Below are 19,156 nucleotides of genomic sequence, written 5' to 3'. Positions count from 1 at the left end.
GACAACTCGGGCCGTCTGCTGCTGGACGAGTCGCCCGGCGAGGCCATCGCTTTGGTGGTTCGGACCATGGAGTCGGCGTACGGCGACGCCGCGTAGACGGGGCGGAACCGGCCGGACGGTGGTGGTCAGCCGTCGAGCGCCGGTCCCGCCGTGTCCAGCGCCGCGCTGACCTGGTCAGCCAGGCTCACGGCGACCAGGCGGGTCTGCAAGGGAGGCGGTACGGCGCTGGGTTCCGACCGGAGCATGAACCTGCCCGGGCAACGTCCGCCCACCGAGGCACGTAGTTCGACTCCTGGCCGGGCCAGCCGTCCACGTCCAGGTCCCAGGTGGTCCGGCCGACGGTCACCGAGCCCTCCTGTTCCAGGCGGGGGCGCCGACCGAGCGGCGTGCCGTGTTCGAAGCGGCGGCCGCGCAGGGGTCTCGACGAGCTGCTCCCGAACGTGGTCCACCGCGGCGTACGACGAGCCCCCGGACTGGACCGGCGAGGCCGTCTCGTGGATCCGCATCAGATGGGCGGTGACGGTGACCAGCTTCAGCGTGCGCGCGTGCGCAGTCAGGTGGGACACAGCGACGCCCACCGCCAGCAGCAGGAACGTGGTGGTGATGTCGTCACCGTCGGCGGTGGTGAACCACTGGTAGGGCGAGTGGGGAAGAAGTCGAACCACGCTGCCGAGGACAGCGCGGCAACCACCCCGGCCGCCCTGCTGTCGAGTGCGGCGACCGCCACGACGACCACGACCAGGATCACCGCCAGGTTCGCGGACGTCATGTGCGGGTCTTGTCGCACCTCTGACGCCATACGCTCGGGCAGACGTTCGGGTTGGCAAGAGGATCAGAGGACCGAAGATTGCCGGACATACACCCGCGCTGCCGGCTACGACTACGACCGCGTCGCCGTAGCCGGACGGTTCATGGCGGCCGGTGCTTGGCCGGTGGCGGCCGGAAGGGTGAGGACCATGGTGAGGCCGCCGCCGGGGGTGTCCTCGGCGTTGAGGGTGCCGCCCATGGCCTCGGCGAAGCCACGGGCGACCGCGAGGCCGAGGCCGACTCCGCCGCCGCGGGGTGCGTCGCCGTGACGCTGGAAGGGTTCGAAGATGCGGGACTTCGCCTCGTCGGGGACGCCGGGGCCCCGGTCGACGACGCGCACCTCCACGTGGTCGGCGTGGACGCTGGCCGTGACCGCGACCGGCTCGCCGTCGGGACTGTACTTGACCGCGTTCTCGATGACGTTGGCGGCGGAACGTTCCAGCAGGCCCTTGTCGACGGCGACCATCGGCAGGGTCTCGGGGATGTCCAGGAAGACCGCCGACTCGGGGTCGGGTATGCCGACGAGGGCCATGGGCACCACCTCGTCGAGGTCGACCTCGCGGATGAGCGGGGTGAGGGTGCCGGTCTGAAGGCGGGACATGTCGAGGAGGTTGCCGACGAGGTGGTCGAGACGGTCGGCGCCCTCCTCGATCGCGGCCAGCAGTTCCGCCTGGTCCTGTTCGGACCACTCCACGTCGTCCGAGCGCAGGGAGGACACAGACGCCTTGATACCGGCCAGTGGGGTGCGCAGATCGTGGCTGACGGCGGCGAGTAGAGCGGTGCGGATGCGGTTGCCCTCGGCCAGGGCGCGCGCCTGCTCGGCCTCGTGCGTCAGGCGTTGACGGTCCAGTACGACGGCGGCCTGTGCGGCGAACGCGGCGAGCACCCGGCGATCGGAGGCGGGCAGGACACGGCCGGACAGGGCAAGGGCCATATGGTGGCCGACGGGCATGTCCACGTCGGCGTCCTCCGGGCGCTCGACTGGCTGTGCGTCGCCCACGCGGCCTGCGCAGGTCCAGGGGGCGATGTCGTTCTCGCGTTCCAGCAGGGCCACCGACTCCATGCCGAAGGTCTCCCTCACCCGCTCCAGCAGGGCCTCAAGGCTGGTCTCGCCGCGCAGCACGCTGCCGGCGAGGAAGGAGAGGATCTCGGACTCGGCACGCAGCCGTGCCGCCTGCTCGGTGCGCCGAGCGGCGAGGTCGACCACCGACGCGACGGAGGCGGCCACGGCGAAGAAGACGGCGATGGCGACGATGTTTCTGGGGTCGGCGATGGTCCAGGTGTGGACGGGCGGGGTGAAGAACCAGTTGAGCAGGGCGGAGCCGACGGCGGCCGAGGCCAGCGCCGGCCACCGTTCCCCGAGCAGAGCCGCGGCCATGGTCAGCGAGAGGAGGAGCAGGACGTTGTTGGCGAGGCCGAGATCGGTCGGGACGTTGGCCAGGAGCAGGGCGAGCAGCACCGGGCCGACGACTCCGATCAGCCAGCCCCAGATGATCCGCGCCCGGCCGAGCCGGGCGCCCCGGGTTGAGGGCAGTCCGCGGCCCTTGCCCGCCTCGTCGTGGGTGATCAGGTGCACATCGAGGTCGGAGCCGGAGTCCCGAGCGACGGTCGCACCGACGCCCGGCCCGAATACGTACTGCCAGCCCTTGCGCCGGGAGACGCCGAGCACGATCTGGGTGGCGTTGACCCCGCGGGCGAACTCCAGCAGTGACAGGGGGATGTCGTCGCCCATGACGTGATGGAAGGTGCCGCCCAGGTCCTGCACCAGAGTGCTCTGGACGGCCAGCTCCTTAGGGGAGGCCGAGGTCAGTCCGTCGCTGCGCGCGATGTACACGGCCAGGACCTCGCCGCCGGCGCCCTTCTCGGCGAGGCGGGCGGCGCGGCGGATCAGCGTGCGGCCCTCGGGCCCGCCGGTCAGGCCCACCACGATGCGCTCGCGCGAGCCCCAGATCTTCGAGACCTGGTGCTCGCTGCGGTACTGCTGGAGGTACTTATCGACCCGGTCTGCCACCCACAACAGGGCCAGCTCGCGCAGGGCCGTGAGGTTGCCGGGGCGGAAGTAGTTGGACAAGGCGGCGTCGACCTTGTCCGTCTTGTAGATGTTGCCGTGCGCCATCCGCCGCCGCAGCGCCTGCGGGGACATGTCGACCAGCTCTGTCTGGTCCGCCCGGTGCACGACCTCGTCTGGAACCGTCTCCTGCTGACGTATGCCGGTGATCGACTCCACCACGTCGCCCAGCGACTCCAGATGCTGGATGTTCACCGTCGACACGACGTCGATCCCGGCATCCAGCAGCTCCTCGACGTCCTGCCAGCGCTTGGTGTTGCGGGAGCCGGGGATGTTGGTGTGGGCGAGTTCGTCCACCAGGGCCACCTGAGGACGCCGGGCCAGCACCGCGTCCACGTCCATCTCGGTGAAGACCGTGTCCCGGTACGTCAGTTCCATGCGCGGTACCTGCTCCAGGCCGTGCAGCATGACCTCGGTGCGGGGCCGGCGGTGGTGCTCGACGACGGCGACGACGCAGTCGGTGCCGCGCTCGATGCGCCGGTGGGCCTCGGAGAGCATGGCGTAGGTCTTGCCGACGCCCGGAGCCGCGCCGAGGTAGATCCGGAGTTTGCCGCGTGCCATGGTCTCGTCTCCGTCGTACGGGATGGGGGGTGGACTTCCAGGAAGGTCAGGTCGAAGCGGTGGCCCATGCCCAGCTCGGTGATCGGGTAGCAGGAGCGGGCGGGATCCGCTTCGGGTTTGTGCCGGAACTGGGCCATGTACACCCGAAGGTAGCTCGTCCTGGTGGCGTACGCGGGGTCCCGGACCTCCCGGAGGAGTTCCTTCTGTGTCATCAGGCGGCCGGGGTTGAGGTCTTTGGTCAAGCGAGGTGTGGGGTTCTGGGTTCGTAGAAGGTGTGGTCGCGGAGCATCGCGAAGAGCATGTTGATCCGTTGGCGGGCGAGGCGGAGGAGTGCCTGGGTGTGGGTCTTCCCGCGGGTTCGGCATCGGTCGTAGTAGGTGCGGGAGGTGGGATCGTGCAGGGCGGCGAACGCGGACAGGAACATCGCGCGTTTCAGTTGCCGGTTGCCGCCTCTGGGCGCGTGTTCGCCGTGGATGGAGGTTCCCGACGGCTTGGTCGTGGGGGCGAGGCCGGCGTAGGAGGCCGGGTGGGCGGCGGTGGGGAAGCCGGTGCCGTCGCCGACGGTGACCAGCACGGTGGCGGCGGTCCTGACCGCGACTCCCGGAATCGAGGTCAGGACCGCGGGAAGAGGGTGAGCCTCCAGCAGCTGTCCGATCTGCGTTTCCAGGGCTCGTCGCTGTTCGTGGACTGCCGCGAGCGAACGGGCCAGGGAGGGGATCACGATGTCGAGGGTGCCGGTGCCCGGGACCACGACGGTCTGGTCGTTGAGGGCGTCGAACATCTCGTCGATCAGCCGGGCAGCCATGCGCGGGGCCTTGGGTCGAATCACCTCAACGAGCCTGCGGCGACCGGCCTTTCGCAGTGCGGCCGGGGATGCGTGGCGTTCCAGCAGCCAGGTCGCTGCGGGGTGGTCCAGGCGGGGGCCGAGGACGCGTTCCAGGCTGGGGTGGAACTGGGTGAGCAGGCCGCGTATCCGGTTGGAGGTGCGGGTGGCCTCGGCCGCGAGGTCCTGGTCGAAGCCGACCAGAACGGTGAGTTCGGCGGTGATCTCGTCGGTGAGTTCCAGCGAGCGCAGGGTGTGCGGCAGGGTCTGTGCGGTGTCGGCGATCACCGCGGCGTCCCTCGTGTCGGTCTTCGCCTCGCCCGGGTAGAGGTCGGCGATCCGTCGCATCGCGAGTCCGGGCAGGTAGGCGACCTTGCAGCCGGCGTCCCGGGCGACCGTCAGCGGCAGGGCTCCGACGGAGGCGGACTGGTCCACGATGACCAGCACGGTGTCGAACTTCGCGGCCGGCTTGTCGAACACGGCCCGCAGTTTCGGCTCGCTGTTGGGCTGTGCTTGTCGAAGACCTTCTTGCCGGCCGGGATGAGGCCGTGTCCGTGGTGGCGCTCTTGCCGACGTCCAGGCAGAGGAAGACGCCCACGTCGTCGATGTCGTCCAACCCATCCTCCCGGACGGGGTTCGTGCGGTGCCGGCCAGGGCGTCGGCGTCGTTTGCGCGCATCCACGTCATGCAGACCTGCCACCCGTAAGCGGCCGGGCATTGTTCCAGGCCAGGTGGTAGTCGGACCTCTGATCAGCGTCTCCAACGGCGCCTCCCGGGCCCGGTGGCACCCCCCCAGGCCATCCGATCGACAGGAGAGAACAGTCATGCCGGGCCCGGAGGCCGGCGGTCCCCTTGCAGGACCGCGGAAAACGTCACGGGGGCCGCGGCCAGTCGGCCAGGGGCATTCACGGCCTGCCCCGGGGCCTGTCCCGGCGGATCCGGTACAGGCTGAGTGCGACCACCGCGCCTGCGATCAGCGGTCACGAGGGTGAAGCGCCGTGTCTGGTCAGCTCTATCGCCTTCAATAGCAGAGAAGTCGCAGCCAGCACGCAGAGCCATCCCATCGTGATGTCGAGCGCACCGCCTCGCCTGAACGGATCGTGGGCCTTCGGCCCCCCTCCTTGCAGCTGATGTCGTCAGAGTGTCGGCGCGTGCAGTGGTGATCTCACTGGTGTGATAACACAAGCGCGAGTGGAACGGACACCGTTCAGCCCGTGCCCTCGCGGCCGGAGGCGGTGCGTTGGTAGATGTCGGGGATGCCGTCGGTGTCCTCGTCGCGGGTCTCTGCCTCCCACAGGCGGCGGTAGATTCCGTTGCGGCGCTTGATCAGCAGGGCCGCAACGGCCGCGGCGATCAGTGAGCCGAGCAGGACGGCGGCCTTGATGTGCTCGACGTCGGCCGGGTCAGTGAAGGCGAGTTCTCCGATGAGCAGGGCGACGGTGAAGCCGATGCCGGCCAGGACCGCCAGGGCGAACACGTCTGCCCATGCCAGGTCGGGAGTGAGGCGGGCCCGGGTGTAGCGGGCGGCCAGGTAGGTGCCGGCGAAGATCCCGACCGTCTTGCCCACGACCAGGCCCAGCACCACGCCCAGTGGCTCCGGGCGGGTGAGAACCTCGCCCAGGGCCTCGGTCGACACGCTCACCCCGGCGGCGAACAGTGCGAACAGCGGTACGGCCACGCCGGCCGAGACCGGCCGCAGCAGATGCTCGGTCCGCTCCCCGGGGGAGGCGTCCTCGCTCTCGTCCGGTGTGGTCCGCAGGATCAGGCCCATGGCCACACCGGCGACTGTCGCGTGCACGCCGCCGTTGTACATCAGCGCCCAGATCGCCACGCCGAGCGGGAGGTACCACCACCAGCCACGTACCCGGAAGCGCTGCAGCAGATAAAAGACGACCAATCCGGCCACGGCTCCGGCGAGGGCGGCGGGGTTCAGGTCGCTGGTGAAGAAGACGGCGATGACCAGGATCGCGCCGAGGTCGTCGACCACCGCCAGGGTCAGCAGGAAGGCTCGCAGGGCGGACGGCAGATGGGTGGAGAGCACCGCGAGGACGGCGAGCGCGAAGGCGATGTCGGTGGCCATCGGCACCGCCCAGCCCTGTCGGCTGCCCCCGCCGATTCCGGTAGTGGCCAGGTAGACGCCGGCGGGGACCGCCATGCCGCACAGGGCGGCGACCACGGGCAGGGCTGCCGTGGCCGGAGTCCGCAGCTCGCCCACGACCAGCTCGCGCTTCAGCTCGATCCCGGCGACCAGGAAGAAGATGGCCAGGAGCCCGTCCGCCGTCCAGTGGCCCACCGACAGATCCAGGCCGAGTGCGGGTATTCCGAAGTGGAAGTCGCGGATGGCCTCGTAGGCGCCGTTCCACGGGGAGTTCGCCCACACCAGTGCTACCACGGCCGCCGCCAGCAGCACCAGCCCGCCGACCGTCTCCGTACGCAGGGCCCGGGCCACCCGCACCCGCTCCGTCCAGGGCAGCAGGCCCAGGAACACAGAACGCTCACGCCTGCCACCGCGCATCCGGGAAGACCTCCACAGCACCGGTTTCGGGCACACGTGCCCCTTTGACGCCGACCAGACTTCCCGGCACACCCCGCATCGCTTGACGCGTTCTTTACACCCTATCCGCGGCCACCACAGGTATGCGGATCGGGCGCCCCGGGTGCGCCGCCTCGCCGTGATCGTCGTCACGGCATCAGTCGGGCTCTGCCTCCGCGGACGGGCGGGCCGGGGATGGACGTACCGACGACTACCGTGCCCATCCAGGCCCGCCCAGGGCGACACGTACGTTTGCGTTGCGCAAAATGCTCCGATGTGAGCAATGCGGGTGCGGTGTGCGGATGCCGGGTGCTTCGGGTCGGCATGGTTACATCCGCTCCTTCCAGCCGACGCGGACCAGCCAGCCGTTGACCGGCCAGGCCGTGAAGAAGCCGACGATCATGGCGAGCTGCATCAGTAGCCAGTATGCGGCGGTGGTCTTGGCCAGTCCCGGAGCGAACAACACCTCCTGGTACAACCACATGCCCGCGAAGAGGCCGATCTGGAACGACATGATGGAGAACGTATCGGCCTTGACGGCCGCCCACAGTCCCTGCGCGGGCCCGATGTCACGCATGGGAGCGATGGTGAAGTACTGGAAACCGACGCCCAACAGCCAGGCCAGGACGAAGTCCAGGAGGAAGTCGGCGTACAGCGGTTTGCCCGCGATCACCATGCCGGTCGACCGCACCAGCCACTCGCCGACGATGTCGCCCAGTGCGCACCCGGCGCCGCAATGGCCGATGGCCTTGGCGGAGGTGACTTATTCCGGAAGTTTCTCCGGATCAACCTTGCCCTCCCGTTCGATCACCGGCCGCGAGGTCCGTCGACCGTGGCGGAGGTAGAACCACAGGGCGGCCGGACCCCAGTACAGGGCCGTGGTCGGGTAGACCAGGTACATGATTCACATGCGTTGCCGGTATCCGCGCAGCGTCATGTCCGCCGCGATCGCCAGGGCGCTTGCCCCGGCCGCACCCAGACTGGCCCAGCCCGGCGCCTCCAGGCAGGCGGCCGGTTGGTGGTGCGGCTCCATCGGCATCACCTCTCGTGCAGGTGGGCCGTCGCCACGCGCCCCGGCCGCATGATGCGTATCTTGCGGTTCTCGCAGGCGGGGCAGCGGGGCGACTGCAGCGGCGAGGGCACGTGCCTGCCTCCGAGGTGATAGATCGCGGTGATCCGCGCGTGTTCGTCCACGGACACGTCGATGTCATACGTGTCCTCCCATCCGTGTCCGCAGTCGAGGCATGCGAACGAGTAGGAGCGCTGGACGTGCTCGGTGTGCATGGCCCACCTCCTTGGGATACTCCCTGTGTCCAGAGGTCCCTGTACCCATTTTGCACAGTGCAAAATTGGTGTTTGGGTGAGCCTTCCCGAGGGCGTCAAGGGGCTGTGTGCACCGCGTGCAGCGCGCTCTGATGGCTGAGCCAGCCGACCGGTTTGCCGTGCTCGAAGTCGAGGACCGGTACGCCGGTTCCGGCGGCGGACAGCAGGGCGTGCAGGGCCTGGGAGAGAGGCTGGTCGGCCAGGACGGGCGGCGGCGTCTCGGCGAGCTGCCCGGCTCGCGTCGGTGCGTCCTCGGGTTGTTCCGCGAGTGCTTCGGCCACCGCCTGGGCAGTGACGACGCCGGTGTAGTCACCGGTCTCGTCGATGACCGGGAGGGCGCCATGGCCCGACAGGCTCAGCAGGTCGGCGGCGTCGGCGAGGGTCGTGGATGCCGCTAGGGGGGAGGGCAGGGGCTCCATGACGGCGTCGACGCGCTGGGTGCCGATCCGGGCGCCGGGGGCTGCACCTTCCAGGTCGATGCCGCGGCGGCGCAGCTTGAGGGTGTAGATGGTGTCGTGCGAGAGCAGGCGGCTGGTGGCGGTGGCGAGCACGATGGCCAGCATCAGCGGCAGGATGATCGAGTACTCGCTGGTGAGCTCGAAAAGGATGACCACGGCGGTGATCGGCGCCCGTGCCGCACCGGCGAACACCGTGCCCATGCCGACCAGTGCGTACGCGCCCACCGCGCCGGCGGAACCGGGCACCAGGTGGTGGACGCCGACGCCGTACGCCGAGCCCAGCATCGCCCCGATGAACAGGCTGGGTGCGAACACCCCGCCCGAGCCGCCGATGCCGATGGTCAGGCTCGTCGCCAGCATCTTGCCCGCCAGTAGCAGGAGCAGGAAGCCGACCGCGTATCCGCCCTCGGTCGCCTTCTCCAGCACTGGGTATCCCACGCCGTACATCTCCGGTAGCGCCAGCAGAAGCACGCCGAGTACCAGCCCGCCGACCGCCGGGCGCAGCCATTCCGGGCCGCGCCACAACCAGTCGCAGGCGTCCTCGATCAGGTACAGGAACCGGGAGAAGCCCACCCCCACCACTGCGGCGCCGATGCCGAGCGCGGCGAACAGGCCGTACTGGGCGAGGTGGTCGACGTGGAAGTCGGGGAGGCTCAGGAAGGGAGTGTTGCCGAAGGCGGCGCGTCCGATGACGCTCGCGGTGACGCTGGCCAGCACGGTCGCGCCGAAGGCTTCCGCGCTGAAGGTGCCCAGGATGAGCTCCATGGCGAAGAACACGCCGGCCAGCGGCGCATTGAAGGTGGCCGCGATGCCGCCCGCGGCACCGCACGCTACCAGCAGCTTCATTCGGGCCTCGGTCACCTTCGTCACCCGGCCGAGGGTGGAGCCGAGGGCTGAGCCGATCTGCACGATCGGGCCCTCGCGGCCCACCGAGCCGCCCGAGCCGATGCACAGGGCGGAGGCCAGTGTCTTGACCACGGCGACCTTCGGGCTGATCCGCCCGCCGCGCTGGGCGACGGCCAGCATCACCTCGGGCACCCCGTGGCCGCGCGCCTCTTTGGCGAACCGGTTCACCAGCGGCCCGTACAGCAGACCGCCGACCACCGGGGCGAGGAGCACGAAGTACGGGCCGAGCCACGGAACGTGCGGATTGCCCGCGCCGGGGGAGGCGGCGTAGTCCGCGTGGCCGGAGAACAGGCGGGTGAACGTCTCGATGCACCAGCGGAAGACGATCGAACCCGCACCGGCCCCGCCGCCGACCACGACCGCCAGTGCCATCAGGCCCCATGGGGCGGTACGTAGGCCTGTGAGCCTTGGCGCGGCTGTGATTCCACTCGTTGTTGCGCTGGGCACGTGCTTCCCGTCCGTCGCTGCCGGTATGGCGCTCATCGCTCCCCTTCCCTATCTTTGCATTATGCAAAAGGAGTCAAGCGTGTGTGCCACGGGACCTTGGCCGGCCACCGGGGCCGAACGGCCTCTTTGATCCGGAGCGCGCCCGCGCGAAGGCCGGTAGGCGTAGGAGCCACGGAGGCGAACAGTGAGCAGCCAGATTTCCCCACCACTGATCGTGGTGGGCGTCGACGGGTCCGAGGCGAGCCGGGCGGCGCTGCGCCGGGCCGCCCGCCAGGCCGAACTGACCGGCACAAAACTACGCCCCGGCCAGGCATGGCGGCTGCCGGCCACCGACGGCATGCCGGTGGACTACTCGGACGCCGACTTCGAGAAACGGGTCCGCGAGAGCCTGCGGTGCACGGTCGGGGAGACGCTGAGGGAGCAGCCCGGCGTGCCCGTGGACCTCAGGTCGTCGAGGGTCACCCGGCGGCGGCGCTGACCGAGGCCGCGAAGGACGCCGAGCTGCTGGTGGTCGGCAGCCGCGGGCACGGCGCCTTCACCGGGATGCTGCTGGGTTCGGTCAGTCACCACTGCGTGCACCACGCCACCTGCCCGGTCCTCGTCGTCCGTGCCGACACGGACCGGACCGCGCGCACCTGACTCGCCTGCTGGTGTCAGTCCGCTTCGGCGCGGGCCTCGACGTCCTCGATGCCGCTGGGGCGTCCGGTCCGCGTCCAGCGGACGTACAGGCCCGCCGCGATCAGCAGGGTCGCGGCCAGCGACAGTATCGGCCAGCCCCGCAGCAGGTTCACCGCGAGGGTGAAGGCGACGGCTGCGGCCGCCAGCGCGTTGACCCAGGCCAGGGCCGTCTTGTTCTCCCGGCGGGCGAAGCGGGCCATGGCGAGCAGGCCGATGAGGAAGCTGACGAAGACCGCGACCGCGTAGAAGAGCACGAGCTCCTGCTCCTGGCCCGCCGCGGCCACGATGATGAGCGCGGCGGCCGCCAGGTAGACCACGAGCGACCAGTACGGGGTGTGGTGGTGGTTGGTCCGGCCGAGCACCGGCGGCAGGACGCCGGGCCGCTCGGCCGTGCCGGACAGGGCCTTGAGCAGTCCGGGTCCGGCCTGGAAGGAGGAGCTGGCGGCGGCGAGCAGCAGCAGTGAGCTGGTGAGCTGGAAGGCACCGTAGAGCCAGCCGGGTCCAGCGGCGGCGTGCGCGATGTCGGCGATCTGCGTGGAGTCGGCGCCGGGGATGCCGATATGCAGCTGCACGGTCAGAGCGGTGAGAGCCAGGGTGAGGCCGCCGACGATGACGAGAAGGAGCGCGAGGGTGCCGCGGCCGAAGCGGCGGCGGTGCGTGTCGTCGAGCTGGCCCAGCTGGGCGATCGCCGTCGAGGGTGCCTCGATGCCGGTGGCCAGCGCCATGGCGACCGGGAAGGCGAGCACCACGGCCAGGACGGCGGAGTGGCCCGGGGCGGTGGACGTGCCTGCGTGGCCGGTGGTGTGCGGAGAGGCGAAGCCCCGGATCAGTACCGCCACGGAGATCACGACGAACGCGACGGTCATCACGGCGAACAGCAACCGTCCGCCGTGCCCGAACCAGGTCAGCCCGGCCACCACGACCAGCAGCACCAGTGCCAGCGGGATGCGCCACGCGGCCAGGCCCGGGAACAGAGCGATGACCGCGCTGGCCGCCGCGGCGATGGAGATGCCGATGGTCAGGACGAAGTCGACCACCAGGGCGCCGATGGGCAGGAACGTCCAGCGGGCGCCGAAGGCCCGGCCGGCCGCTGCCGCCGCGCCACCGCCCTTCGGGAAGCGCCGCACCAACTGCCAGTAGTTCGCGGTCACGACCACCACGAGCCCGATCACCAGGCTCATCGTCGGCAGCAGCAGCGCCAGGTCACCGTGCAGGGCGCGCAGCGCGGCCTCGATCGCGTACGCGACGGAGGAGACCGGGTCGGCGATCACCGCGAAGGCGAACGCGAAGAAGAGAACGGAACGGCGCGGACCGCGGCCGCGCACTCCGATGGACGGGGCGGCCGCGACGGCGGCAGCCGACTTCGACGGGGTCACGCGAAGACCTTCCTCGATGTCCTCAACGGACGCTTCACCAGGGGCACTTCGCCGACCCGTCTTCCCGGCACACCGATGTCAACGGTACGTCAAAAGGCCGTCGGTGAGGCGTTAGGGGCGCATCAAGAATCCTGACCGACTGGCGGGGCGAGCAGAGCCTTCTTGCGCCCGAGCTTTGCATAGTGCAAAAGTGGGGGGTGTCCGAAGTGGAAGAGGCGAAGCGCACCGATGAGAGCAGTGATCTGCGGAGCAGGTATCGCCGGACTGGCGCTGGCCAGCCGTCTGCACAACGCGCTCGGCTGGGAAGTCGTGGTCCTGGAAAGGGCTCCGTGCCCCCGCACCGAGGGATACATGATCGACTTCTTCGGCCCGGGGTACGACGCGGCCGAGGCCATGGGCGTGCTGCCCCGGCTGGAGGAACTCGGCTACCCGGTCTCCGAGGTTGCCTTCGTCGACGACTTGGGCCAGTGCCGTGCCCGGCTGGGCTACGACCGCCTCGCCCGCTCCCTCGACGGCCGCCTGCTGAGCATCATGCGGCCCGACCTCGAACTCGCCCTGCGCGAACGGCTGTCCTTCGCCGTCGGCCTGCGGTTCGGCGTCGGCCCGGCACGCATCGACCCGAGCGCCTACGGCATCCGCCTCACCCTCACCGACGGCAGCACCCTCGACGCCGACCTCCTCGTCGGAGCCGACGGTCTCCACTCCACCGTGCGGGCCATGGTCTTCGGTGAGGAGCAGCGGTACGTGCGCTACCTCGGCTACCACACCGCCGCGTTCACCTTCGACGACCCCCAGGTGCACGCGGAGCTCGGCGGCCGGTTCTGTCTCACCGACAGTGTCGACCGGCAGATGGGCCTGTACGCCCTGCGGAACGGCAAGGTCGCCGCTTTCGCCGTCCACCGCAGCGCCGACCCCCGCCGCCCGGACGACGCGCGGGCCGCGCTGTATCGCGGATATGGCTCCCTCGGCTGGTTGGTGCCGCGCGCACTGGCCGGCTGTCCGCCGTCCTCGCGGGTCTACTACGACCAGGTCGCCCAGACCGATCTGCCGTCCTGGAGCCGTGGGCGGGTCGTCCTGGTCGGTGACGCCTGTCAGGCCGTGTCCCTGCTCGCCGGACAGGGGGCCTCCCTGGCGATCGCCGGCGCCTACGTCCTGGCCGACCAACTCGCCTCTGCCCGCCGCGTCGAGGACGCGCTGCACGGCTACGAACGCCTCTGGCGGCCGGTCGTCAGGGACGGACAACGCGCCGCCCGCCGAACGGCCCGCTGGTTCGTCCCCGAGTCGGAGCGACAGCTGAACATCCGCCGTGCCGCCCTGCGCTTCGCCGGCCTGCCGGGTGCCCGGCTCTTCGCCGGCACCGCGCTGACGGGGAAGCGACGGCCGTCGCTGTGGCAACTCGCGGCAGTGCCCGCATAGTTGATCATAGGCAGGCTGCATGGCGCCGCTCCCGGCGGTGCCCTGGCGGCTGGGACCGGTTCGGCACCGACCGCCCCGCGCGCTTGAGAGGTCCAGATGTCGCCCAGTTCCCGTTCCGGTCCCGGCTCCGTCACCGCTCGGCTGCGCAAAGCTCTGGACGCCGCCGACTGCAGGTCGCTCGGCGATGTCCTGCATCCGGACGTGCGCTGGAACCCGCCCGATGAAGGAGGTACCGGCTGCCACACCCGCTCCCACGTCCTCAGCCGCTGTGCCCGCCTGGGCGCCCTCGGCCTGCGGGCCGACGTCGAAGAGACCTTCACCTACCCGGCCGCCGTCGTCCTCGGCCTGCGCATCCACGGGGCCGTGCCTCCGGCCGACCCGGAGAACGCCGTGTATCACGTCTTCGACGTCACCGGCGGCCTGATCACGCGCATCACGGGCTACACCGACCGGGTCGAGGCGCTGGAGGCGGCTTTCACCGGGATCACGGCCTGATGCGGAGCGGTGTCGGCCCGCATGCGTGCGCGCGGGTCGCAGCCGGCGCTCACGGTGACGTGACACGTGCCTGGAACCGGACCAGACCGACCACACCGAACTGCAGGGCCAAGGGCAGTGTGTGTTGTGCGGTGGCGCCGTGCACGTGGTGCAGCAGTACGCGCGGTCCGGTGCCGCCGAAGGTCACGGTGGTGCCGCTCAGGAGCAGGATGCCAGCGGTGGACAGCGAGCCGTTGCCCTCGGCCGACGTTCCCCCGACCAGTTCGCCCCGCCCACCATCCGGGGTCGCGACCATGCCGAGGTGCTCGGGAACGCCGTCGTCATTGCGCACGCTCATGCTGAGCGAGCCATTGCCCGAACGGTCGAGGTGCGCCACGGCGCCCGTGATCGTCATGTCGACGTCGGCGACATCCACCTGGATACGGCCCGGGACGGCCGAGCCGGTGGACGCGGGAGCGGGGACGGTGGCCCGGGCGGAGGAATGGTCCGAGCAGCCGGCGGTCAGGACGGCGAGTGCCACGGACAGGGATGCTGCTAGGGGTGTGCGGGTGCGCGGGGCTGTGCCTGCCATCTTTGCAGTATGCCAAGGTTGGTTTTCGGGCGGAGCGCCGCCCCCCTCCGCGAGGGTGGCGCCGGGCACCACCTGTAGCCGAGGAACCTTGCCGTCGAAGGTGACGACGACACGGGCTCCGTCGGGACCGGGGTGGCGGGCGAGGCCGACGCGGAAGTTGATGGCGCTCGGTGTTCGTCGGCAACTTCGCCGGTGTCCTCACCGTCGCGGTGATCATGGCAGTGATCTTCGCCTTCGCCTTCACCATGGACTCGAACGAGATCGGGTCATTGCCGGGCGGCTCAGCGCCGCCGGACGCTGTCCTCGTGCTCGGCCTCCTCCAAGGCCAGGTCGCTCCGGTCGAGTGCCTCCCGCAGGCGGGGGATCCAGTGGCGCCGCAGAGCACGGGCCCGGTGCCGTGTGCTGATGGCTTCCGCGCCCACCAGCTCGGCGGCGGCGTGGGCCGCCGCGTACTCGGCGGCGGCGCGAACGGCACGGCCGTAGGCTGCCTCGGCGTGCACGAGGGCCGTGTTGATGGGAGCGGCGGCAGTGGGCGGACGGGAGTGCACGGACGTGGCGACCGTCGCCGGATGGCGTACCCCCATGGATGTGGTCCAGCGCACCGTGACCTCGGCGGGGCCGATGCCCGCGGCGGCGGAGTCGAGGGCCTGTTCCCCGCCCAGGAGCAGTCCGCGCAGCAGCCAGCTCTCGGCCTCGGACAGCAGGTCCCGCCAGGCGCGCTCGGCTGCCTCCCGCGCACGCAGCAGCCGCTGGTGCTCGGAGCGCAGGACTCGCAGCTTCTGCTCCAGCAGGTCGGCTCCGCGCTCGGCGACATCAAGGCTGTGCCGCAGCCGCAGGTGTCCCGCACGGCTGGGCGGCGTCCGGCGTGCGCCGGTCATCGGGACGCTTCCGCGCCCGGGGCGGCCTTTGCCCCGTGGGTGTCGAGGAGGGGGGCAGGAAGCATGGACAGCTGGCTGCGGGGCAGGGTGAGCAGCGCCCGCCAGCCGCGTTCCAGCGAGGTGTCGAGGTCGCGCGGTTCGTCGCTGCGCTGGTCGGCGAAGTCCCGCAGGAACGCCTCGTCGTAGTCCAGGTAGCGGCGGTCGGTGGGGCTCAGCGCCGATTGGCCGACCAGGTCCGCGAGATCATGCACCTGCCGCGCGCGGGCCAGGGCGGCCAGCAGCTGGGCCGCGACGTCTAGGTGGTCGGCGCGGGTACGGCCGGGCCCTGCGCCCTTGCGCATCAGCCGGGAGAGGGAGGACAGGGCGTCCAGCGGCGGGTAGACGCCTCGCGCGTGTGTCTCGGGTGAGAGCACGATCTGGCCCTCGGTGATGTAGCCGGTGAGGTCGGGCACGGGGTGGGTGATGTCGCCCGCGGGCATGGTGAGCACCGGCAGCACGGTGACCGAGCCGGGCCGTCCCCGAATGCGTCCGCAGCGTTCGTACAGGGAGGCCAGGTCGCTGTGCGCCCCCGGCTCGCCACCGTATTGCCCCTGGTGGACCGCTCGTGCGCCCTGAACGAGGACGGGCCACCGTGCAACTCTCCGCGGTGAACGGTGAATCCGACCGGGAGATGCACGATGGCCCTGGCCCATGATGACCTGCTCCGCCTTCTGGAGTCACTACGCTCGGCGGACGGACTGGAGATCGTCCGGGCCGCGGCCGAACGAGTCCTGCAGGAACTGATAGAAGCCGAGGCGACACAGCACATCGGTGCCGCATGGGGCGAGCACACCGAGACCCGCACCGCCTACCGCAACGGCCACCGCGAACGGACCCTGACCACCCAGGCCGGCGACCTGGAACTCGCGATCCCCAAACTCCGCGCCGGCACTTTCTTCCCCAGCCTCCTGGAACGCCGGCGCCGCGTCGACCAGGCCCTCTACACCGTCATCATCGAGGCATACGTCCATGGCGTGTCCACCCGCAGCGTCGACGACCTGGTCAAAGCCCTCGGCTCGGACACCGGCATCTCCAAGAGCGAGGTCTCCCGGATCTGCGACGACCTCGACGAAAGCCTCACCGCCTTTCGTAACCGCCCCCTGGACCACACCCGCTTCCCCTACGTCGACCTCGACGCCACCTACCTCAAGGCCCGCGTCGACCACCAGATCGCCTCCCGCGCCGTGGTAATCGCCACCGGCGTCACCGAGGACGGCGGCCGCGAAGTCCTCGGCGTCATGGTCGGCGACAGCGAGAACGAGACCTTCTGGACCACCTTCCTGCGTGACCTGCGCAAACGCGGCCTGAACGGGGTCCGGCTCGTCATCTCCGACCAGCACCTCGGCCTGGTCGCCGCGATCGGCAAGGTCATGATCGGAGCCGCACACCAGCGCTGCCGCGTTCATTTCGTCCGCAATGTCTTCTCGGTGATCCCGAAGCAGCACGCCGAGATGGCCGCCGCGACCATCCGCACGATCTTCGCCCAGCCCGATGCCGTCTCGGTCCGCGCCCAGCTCGACACCGTTGCCGACGCCTTCGGCAAGCAGTTCCCCAAGGTGAAGGAGATGCTCCTGGACGCCAAGGACGAGCTCACCGCCTTCGCCGACTTCCCCCACCAGCACTGGAAGAAGATCCAGTCGACGAACCCGCTGGAGCGCTTAAAACGCGAGGTCAAACGCCGGGCCGACGTCGTCCAGGTCTTCCCCAACGACGCCGCCGTCGAACGCCTCGCGACCGCCGTCCTGATCGAGTTGCACGACGAGTGGATCGCCTTCCCCCGCCGCTACCTGTTCCAACGAGAGCATGGACAGCCTCTATCCGGACAAGACCACCCTGCTGCCCGCCACCGACGAATGATCGCCTACACCACGCCAAGGGGCACGACCGCCGGTGGCGTTCAGCTGGGAGAGCAGGATTCGGTGTAGTTGGTCGAAGACGCCGGCCTGCTGCCACCGCTCCAAGCGGCGCCAGCAGGTCTGCCCGGAGTCGAACCCCAGCTCCAGCGGCAGGAGTTGCCAGGCGATGTCGTTGTAGAGCACGTACAGGATGCCCTGGAGACAGAGCCGGTCCGCCACCGGCCGTGGCCCGGCGACCGCTCGGGCCAGGGCGGCAGCAGCGGCTCGGCCAACACCCACAAGTCGTCGTCCACGATCCACGGCCGAGTACTCACGCCATCACGAACGACCGAATCGTCTGACCGGTCACGCCCCACCAGGGCATCTCAACAAGATCGTGTTACGAGCTCTTATCGGAAACGTCGATCGATTTCGGAGATTGCCGCGTCGACGGCGCTGTCCCGGGTCTGTGGCTGGTTCGTGCCTTCAACGCGGATGAATTCGAGGTCGTGCAGCGAGATGAAGGAGAAGGCGGCTCGCAGCGACGGCGTCACGGCGTCGTACATGGCGAGAGGACCGTGCGAGTAGTAGTCGCCGCTTCCGATGACGACATACATCTTCTTGCCGGCTGCCAGACCTTCGAACCCGCTGCCGGTTGCGTTGACGGTGCGCCCGAGCCGGACGATGTGGTCGATCCAGGACTTTAGTGTGGAAGGAACGTTGAAGTTCCACATGGGCGTGGAGACAACGATGATGTCGGCGGTGAGGAACTCGTCGACCAGCATGTCGGAGTACTTCAGTGTGGCGTTCTGCTGCGGTGTGCGTTCAGCGGGCATCGTGGAGTAAGCATCCAGGAACGCGGCGTCCAGGTGCGGCGGCGGGTCTTGCGCCAGATCCCTGTGGACCAGGTTTGTTCCGTTTCGTTCCACTAGGACATCAATCAAGTGCGCCGCGACGCGTCGCGAACGCGAGTGGTGCATCCGAGGACTTGAATCAATGGAAAGCAGATTCATTTTATCTTCCCGGTAAGTTCGTTATGGTTAATTCCATCCCTGCCGGGCAATTGGAGCCGGAGGGCTTGCAATAGAATTCGCGGAGAGGGTGGGTGAATTTCTTCAGGCGATGCTTATCTTTGTCGGTCTTCCGTAAACCACTCTGCCACGGATTTGGTATTGTGAGGTGTTGCTGAACGGGTGGCGGCACGGTGAATCACGCCCGGAGGGCTCGGTCCATGGCTGACCCTGGGCAGGTGCCCTGTTGCCAACCGGGCGCGTGTGCACCGTTACCCTTCCTTCGGATTCATCAGCCTGAACATATTCATAGGTCATCCGCCCCCTGTCAATCCAACCGGTTGCTTTAAATCGAAGTGTGGCACATGTCACCTCGGCAACCCGCTTCCGGCCGCTGGCCATGGGGTGCGACAAGCCCGTCCAACTCGCCTTCGCCAGCACCTGGTGTGCTGGTGCTGGCGTGCGAGCCATTTGCCGATGTCCATGCCGTGGGCGGTGACGCCGGGGAGGATGCGGCTCTGGTCTTCGTCGCGTACCAGTTCGCTGCGCGGCGTAGTGGCGTTGCCAGTCTGCCGGCTAGGTCGGGTTCCAGTGTTCGTCGACTTCGTGCAGTGCTGCTTCCCATTCGGGGTGGTCGTTGAGGGCGCCGGGGCGGCGGAGGTTGTCTTTTGGCGGCGCTCGGGGGTGTGTTCACCGCACAGCCAGTCGGCCCAGATCCGTGCGGGGTACTTCTCTCGGGCTGGTCGGCGTGCAGTTGGCCGCAACGTGCTCCAGACCCTCTGCGTACGCCTGTGTGGCTGTGAATGACTTCTCTGGCCCCAGAGGAACGCTTGGGTTCTAGGGTCCGTCTTCAAAGATCGTTCGGGTGGTAGATGATGGTGTTGTGGTACGCCGTCATGAACTCACTGACCAGGAGTGGGAGTTACTCGCTC

Annotated in this window: 18 protein-coding genes and 3 pseudogenes; 5 read left to right on the top strand and 16 right to left on the bottom strand. The window is 69.4% G+C overall.

The features are described from left to right. Nucleotides 1–125: 125 nt before the first annotated feature. The 10 genes and pseudogenes from AB0F77_RS38775 to AB0F77_RS38730 all read right to left on the bottom strand — a co-directional run bounded on the left by AB0F77_RS38775 (nucleotide 126) and on the right by AB0F77_RS38730 (nucleotide 9,851). A complete protein-coding gene (locus tag AB0F77_RS38775) occupies nucleotides 126–665 on the bottom strand; it encodes a hypothetical protein (RefSeq protein WP_361958240.1) in 540 nt (179 codons plus the stop codon). After that, on the bottom strand, nucleotides 554–799 hold the full coding sequence (locus AB0F77_RS38770; protein ID WP_361958175.1) for a DUF4118 domain-containing protein: 246 nt from the start codon (nucleotides 797–799) through the stop codon (nucleotides 554–556). The genes AB0F77_RS38775 and AB0F77_RS38770 overlap by 112 nt, the downstream gene beginning before the upstream one ends. 81 nt (nucleotides 800–880) lie before the next feature. After that, nucleotides 881–3,436, bottom strand: coding sequence for an ATP-binding protein (locus tag AB0F77_RS38765; protein ID WP_361958172.1), 2,556 nt, complete (start codon nucleotides 3,434–3,436; stop codon nucleotides 881–883). Nucleotides 3,437–3,486: 50 nt separating this feature from the next. Beyond that, nucleotides 3,487–3,663, bottom strand: a pseudogene (locus AB0F77_RS38760) (winged helix-turn-helix domain-containing protein); the annotation flags it as partial. An 11-nt stretch (nucleotides 3,664–3,674) separates the two neighbouring features. Then, nucleotides 3,675–4,875, bottom strand: a pseudogene (locus AB0F77_RS38755) (IS110 family transposase). A 591-nt stretch (nucleotides 4,876–5,466) separates the two neighbouring features. Next, a complete protein-coding gene (gene nhaA / locus AB0F77_RS38750) occupies nucleotides 5,467–6,774 on the bottom strand; it encodes a Na+/H+ antiporter NhaA (protein WP_358079807.1) in 1,308 nt (435 codons plus the stop codon). 346 nt (nucleotides 6,775–7,120) lie between these two features. Continuing rightward, complete coding sequence (locus AB0F77_RS38745) at nucleotides 7,121–7,537, bottom strand: DUF4396 domain-containing protein (protein ID WP_361958237.1); 417 nt, start codon at nucleotides 7,535–7,537, stop codon at nucleotides 7,121–7,123. 159 nt (nucleotides 7,538–7,696) lie between these two features. Then, nucleotides 7,697–7,825 carry a hypothetical protein gene (locus tag AB0F77_RS38740; RefSeq protein WP_361958169.1) on the bottom strand — a complete coding sequence of 43 codons (129 nt, stop codon included), beginning with the start codon at nucleotides 7,823–7,825 and terminating at the stop codon, nucleotides 7,697–7,699. Between the two features lie 5 nt (nucleotides 7,826–7,830). Continuing rightward, nucleotides 7,831–8,076, bottom strand: coding sequence for a hypothetical protein (locus tag AB0F77_RS38735; RefSeq protein ID WP_361958166.1), 246 nt, complete (start codon nucleotides 8,074–8,076; stop codon nucleotides 7,831–7,833). A 95-nt stretch (nucleotides 8,077–8,171) separates the two neighbouring features. Continuing rightward, nucleotides 8,172–9,851: a chloride channel protein gene (locus AB0F77_RS38730; RefSeq protein ID WP_361958163.1), complete on the bottom strand. Its 1,680-nt coding sequence runs from the start codon at nucleotides 9,849–9,851 to the stop codon at nucleotides 8,172–8,174. Nucleotides 9,852–10,110: 259 nt separating this feature from the next. Between AB0F77_RS38730 and AB0F77_RS38725 the strand changes: the two genes are divergently transcribed. Next, the gene (locus AB0F77_RS38725; RefSeq protein WP_358079773.1) at nucleotides 10,111–10,404 is read left to right on the top strand and encodes a universal stress protein; all 294 of its coding nucleotides are present in this window, start codon (nucleotides 10,111–10,113) and stop codon (nucleotides 10,402–10,404) included. Continuing rightward, on the top strand, nucleotides 10,320–10,565 hold the full coding sequence (locus tag AB0F77_RS38720) for a universal stress protein (RefSeq protein WP_358079771.1): 246 nt from the start codon (nucleotides 10,320–10,322) through the stop codon (nucleotides 10,563–10,565). The genes AB0F77_RS38725 and AB0F77_RS38720 overlap by 85 nt, the downstream gene beginning before the upstream one ends. 14 nt (nucleotides 10,566–10,579) lie before the next feature. Here AB0F77_RS38720 and AB0F77_RS38715 read toward each other — a convergent pair whose 3' ends face one another. Beyond that, nucleotides 10,580–11,980: an amino acid permease gene (locus AB0F77_RS38715; RefSeq protein ID WP_361958159.1), complete on the bottom strand. Its 1,401-nt coding sequence runs from the start codon at nucleotides 11,978–11,980 to the stop codon at nucleotides 10,580–10,582. A 228-nt stretch (nucleotides 11,981–12,208) separates the two neighbouring features. Here AB0F77_RS38715 and AB0F77_RS38710 point away from each other — a divergent pair, with 228 nt between their 5' ends. Next, nucleotides 12,209–13,396 carry an FAD-dependent monooxygenase gene (locus AB0F77_RS38710; protein WP_361958156.1) on the top strand — a complete coding sequence of 396 codons (1,188 nt, stop codon included), beginning with the start codon at nucleotides 12,209–12,211 and terminating at the stop codon, nucleotides 13,394–13,396. Nucleotides 13,397–13,492: 96 nt separating this feature from the next. Further along, nucleotides 13,493–13,891: a nuclear transport factor 2 family protein gene (locus AB0F77_RS38705; RefSeq protein WP_361958153.1), complete on the top strand. Its 399-nt coding sequence runs from the start codon at nucleotides 13,493–13,495 to the stop codon at nucleotides 13,889–13,891. Between the two features lie 49 nt (nucleotides 13,892–13,940). On the opposite strand, the gene AB0F77_RS38700 is transcribed toward AB0F77_RS38705, so the two are convergent. The 3 genes from AB0F77_RS38700 to AB0F77_RS38690 form a co-directional block, all read right to left on the bottom strand. Continuing rightward, on the bottom strand, nucleotides 13,941–14,462 hold the full coding sequence (locus AB0F77_RS38700; RefSeq protein ID WP_361958150.1) for a hypothetical protein: 522 nt from the start codon (nucleotides 14,460–14,462) through the stop codon (nucleotides 13,941–13,943). 281 nt (nucleotides 14,463–14,743) lie between these two features. Next, on the bottom strand, nucleotides 14,744–15,340 hold the full coding sequence (locus AB0F77_RS38695) for a V-type ATP synthase subunit D (protein WP_361958147.1): 597 nt from the start codon (nucleotides 15,338–15,340) through the stop codon (nucleotides 14,744–14,746). Further along, nucleotides 15,337–16,032, bottom strand: a complete 696-nt coding sequence (locus AB0F77_RS38690; protein WP_361958144.1) for a hypothetical protein — start codon at nucleotides 16,030–16,032, stop codon at nucleotides 15,337–15,339. Before AB0F77_RS38690 ends, AB0F77_RS38695 begins: the two co-directional genes overlap by 4 nt. Here AB0F77_RS38690 and AB0F77_RS38685 point away from each other — a divergent pair. Beyond that, nucleotides 16,018–17,304 (top strand): IS256 family transposase, encoded by a 1,287-nt coding sequence (locus AB0F77_RS38685; RefSeq protein WP_361958141.1) that lies wholly within the window; start codon nucleotides 16,018–16,020, stop codon nucleotides 17,302–17,304. The genes AB0F77_RS38690 and AB0F77_RS38685 overlap by 15 nt on opposite strands. Here AB0F77_RS38685 and AB0F77_RS38680 read toward each other — a convergent pair. Then, a pseudogene (locus AB0F77_RS38680) lies at nucleotides 17,266–17,531 on the bottom strand (transposase); the annotation flags it as partial. The gene AB0F77_RS38685 and the pseudogene AB0F77_RS38680 sit on opposite strands and share 39 nt — an antisense overlap. Nucleotides 17,532–17,624: 93 nt before the next feature. Continuing rightward, complete coding sequence (locus tag AB0F77_RS38675) at nucleotides 17,625–18,227, bottom strand: NAD(P)H-dependent oxidoreductase (RefSeq protein ID WP_361958138.1); 603 nt, start codon at nucleotides 18,225–18,227, stop codon at nucleotides 17,625–17,627. Nucleotides 18,228–19,156 lie beyond the last annotated feature (929 nt).

Source organism: Streptomyces sp. NPDC026672 (genome assembly GCF_040638185.1).
Taxonomy (GTDB): domain Bacteria; phylum Actinomycetota; class Actinomycetes; order Streptomycetales; family Streptomycetaceae; genus Streptomyces.
Note: the sequence above shows the minus strand (reverse complement) of the source record. Positions and strands in the feature narration are given on the sequence as shown.

Bases quoted from the DNA above. Each gene is read 5' to 3' on its own strand.
- AB0F77_RS38770 (WP_361958175.1), bottom strand. From the start codon at position 799: ATGGCGTCAGAGGTGCGACAAGACCCGCACATGACGTCCGCGAACCTG.
- AB0F77_RS38765 (WP_361958172.1), bottom strand. From the start codon at position 3,436: ATGGCACGCGGCAAACTCCGGATCTACCTCGGCGCGGCTCCGGGCGTC.
- nhaA (WP_358079807.1), bottom strand. From the start codon at position 6,774: ATGCGCGGTGGCAGGCGTGAGCGTTCTGTGTTCCTGGGCCTGCTGCCC.
- AB0F77_RS38740 (WP_361958169.1), bottom strand. From the start codon at position 7,825: ATGGAGCCGCACCACCAACCGGCCGCCTGCCTGGAGGCGCCGGGCTGG.
- AB0F77_RS38735 (WP_361958166.1), bottom strand. From the start codon at position 8,076: ATGCACACCGAGCACGTCCAGCGCTCCTACTCGTTCGCATGCCTCGAC.
- AB0F77_RS38730 (WP_361958163.1), bottom strand. From the start codon at position 9,851: ATGGCACTGGCGGTCGTGGTCGGCGGCGGGGCCGGTGCGGGTTCGATC.
- AB0F77_RS38710 (WP_361958156.1), top strand. From the start codon at position 12,209: ATGAGAGCAGTGATCTGCGGAGCAGGTATCGCCGGACTGGCGCTGGCC.
- AB0F77_RS38705 (WP_361958153.1), top strand. From the start codon at position 13,493: ATGTCGCCCAGTTCCCGTTCCGGTCCCGGCTCCGTCACCGCTCGGCTG.
- AB0F77_RS38700 (WP_361958150.1), bottom strand. From the start codon at position 14,462: ATGGCAGGCACAGCCCCGCGCACCCGCACACCCCTAGCAGCATCCCTG.
- AB0F77_RS38695 (WP_361958147.1), bottom strand. From the start codon at position 15,340: ATGACCGGCGCACGCCGGACGCCGCCCAGCCGTGCGGGACACCTGCGG.
- AB0F77_RS38685 (WP_361958141.1), top strand. From the start codon at position 16,018: ATGGCCCTGGCCCATGATGACCTGCTCCGCCTTCTGGAGTCACTACGC.
- AB0F77_RS38690 (WP_361958144.1), bottom strand. From the start codon at position 16,032: ATGGGCCAGGGCCATCGTGCATCTCCCGGTCGGATTCACCGTTCACCG.
- AB0F77_RS38675 (WP_361958138.1), bottom strand. From the start codon at position 18,227: ATGAATCTGCTTTCCATTGATTCAAGTCCTCGGATGCACCACTCGCGT.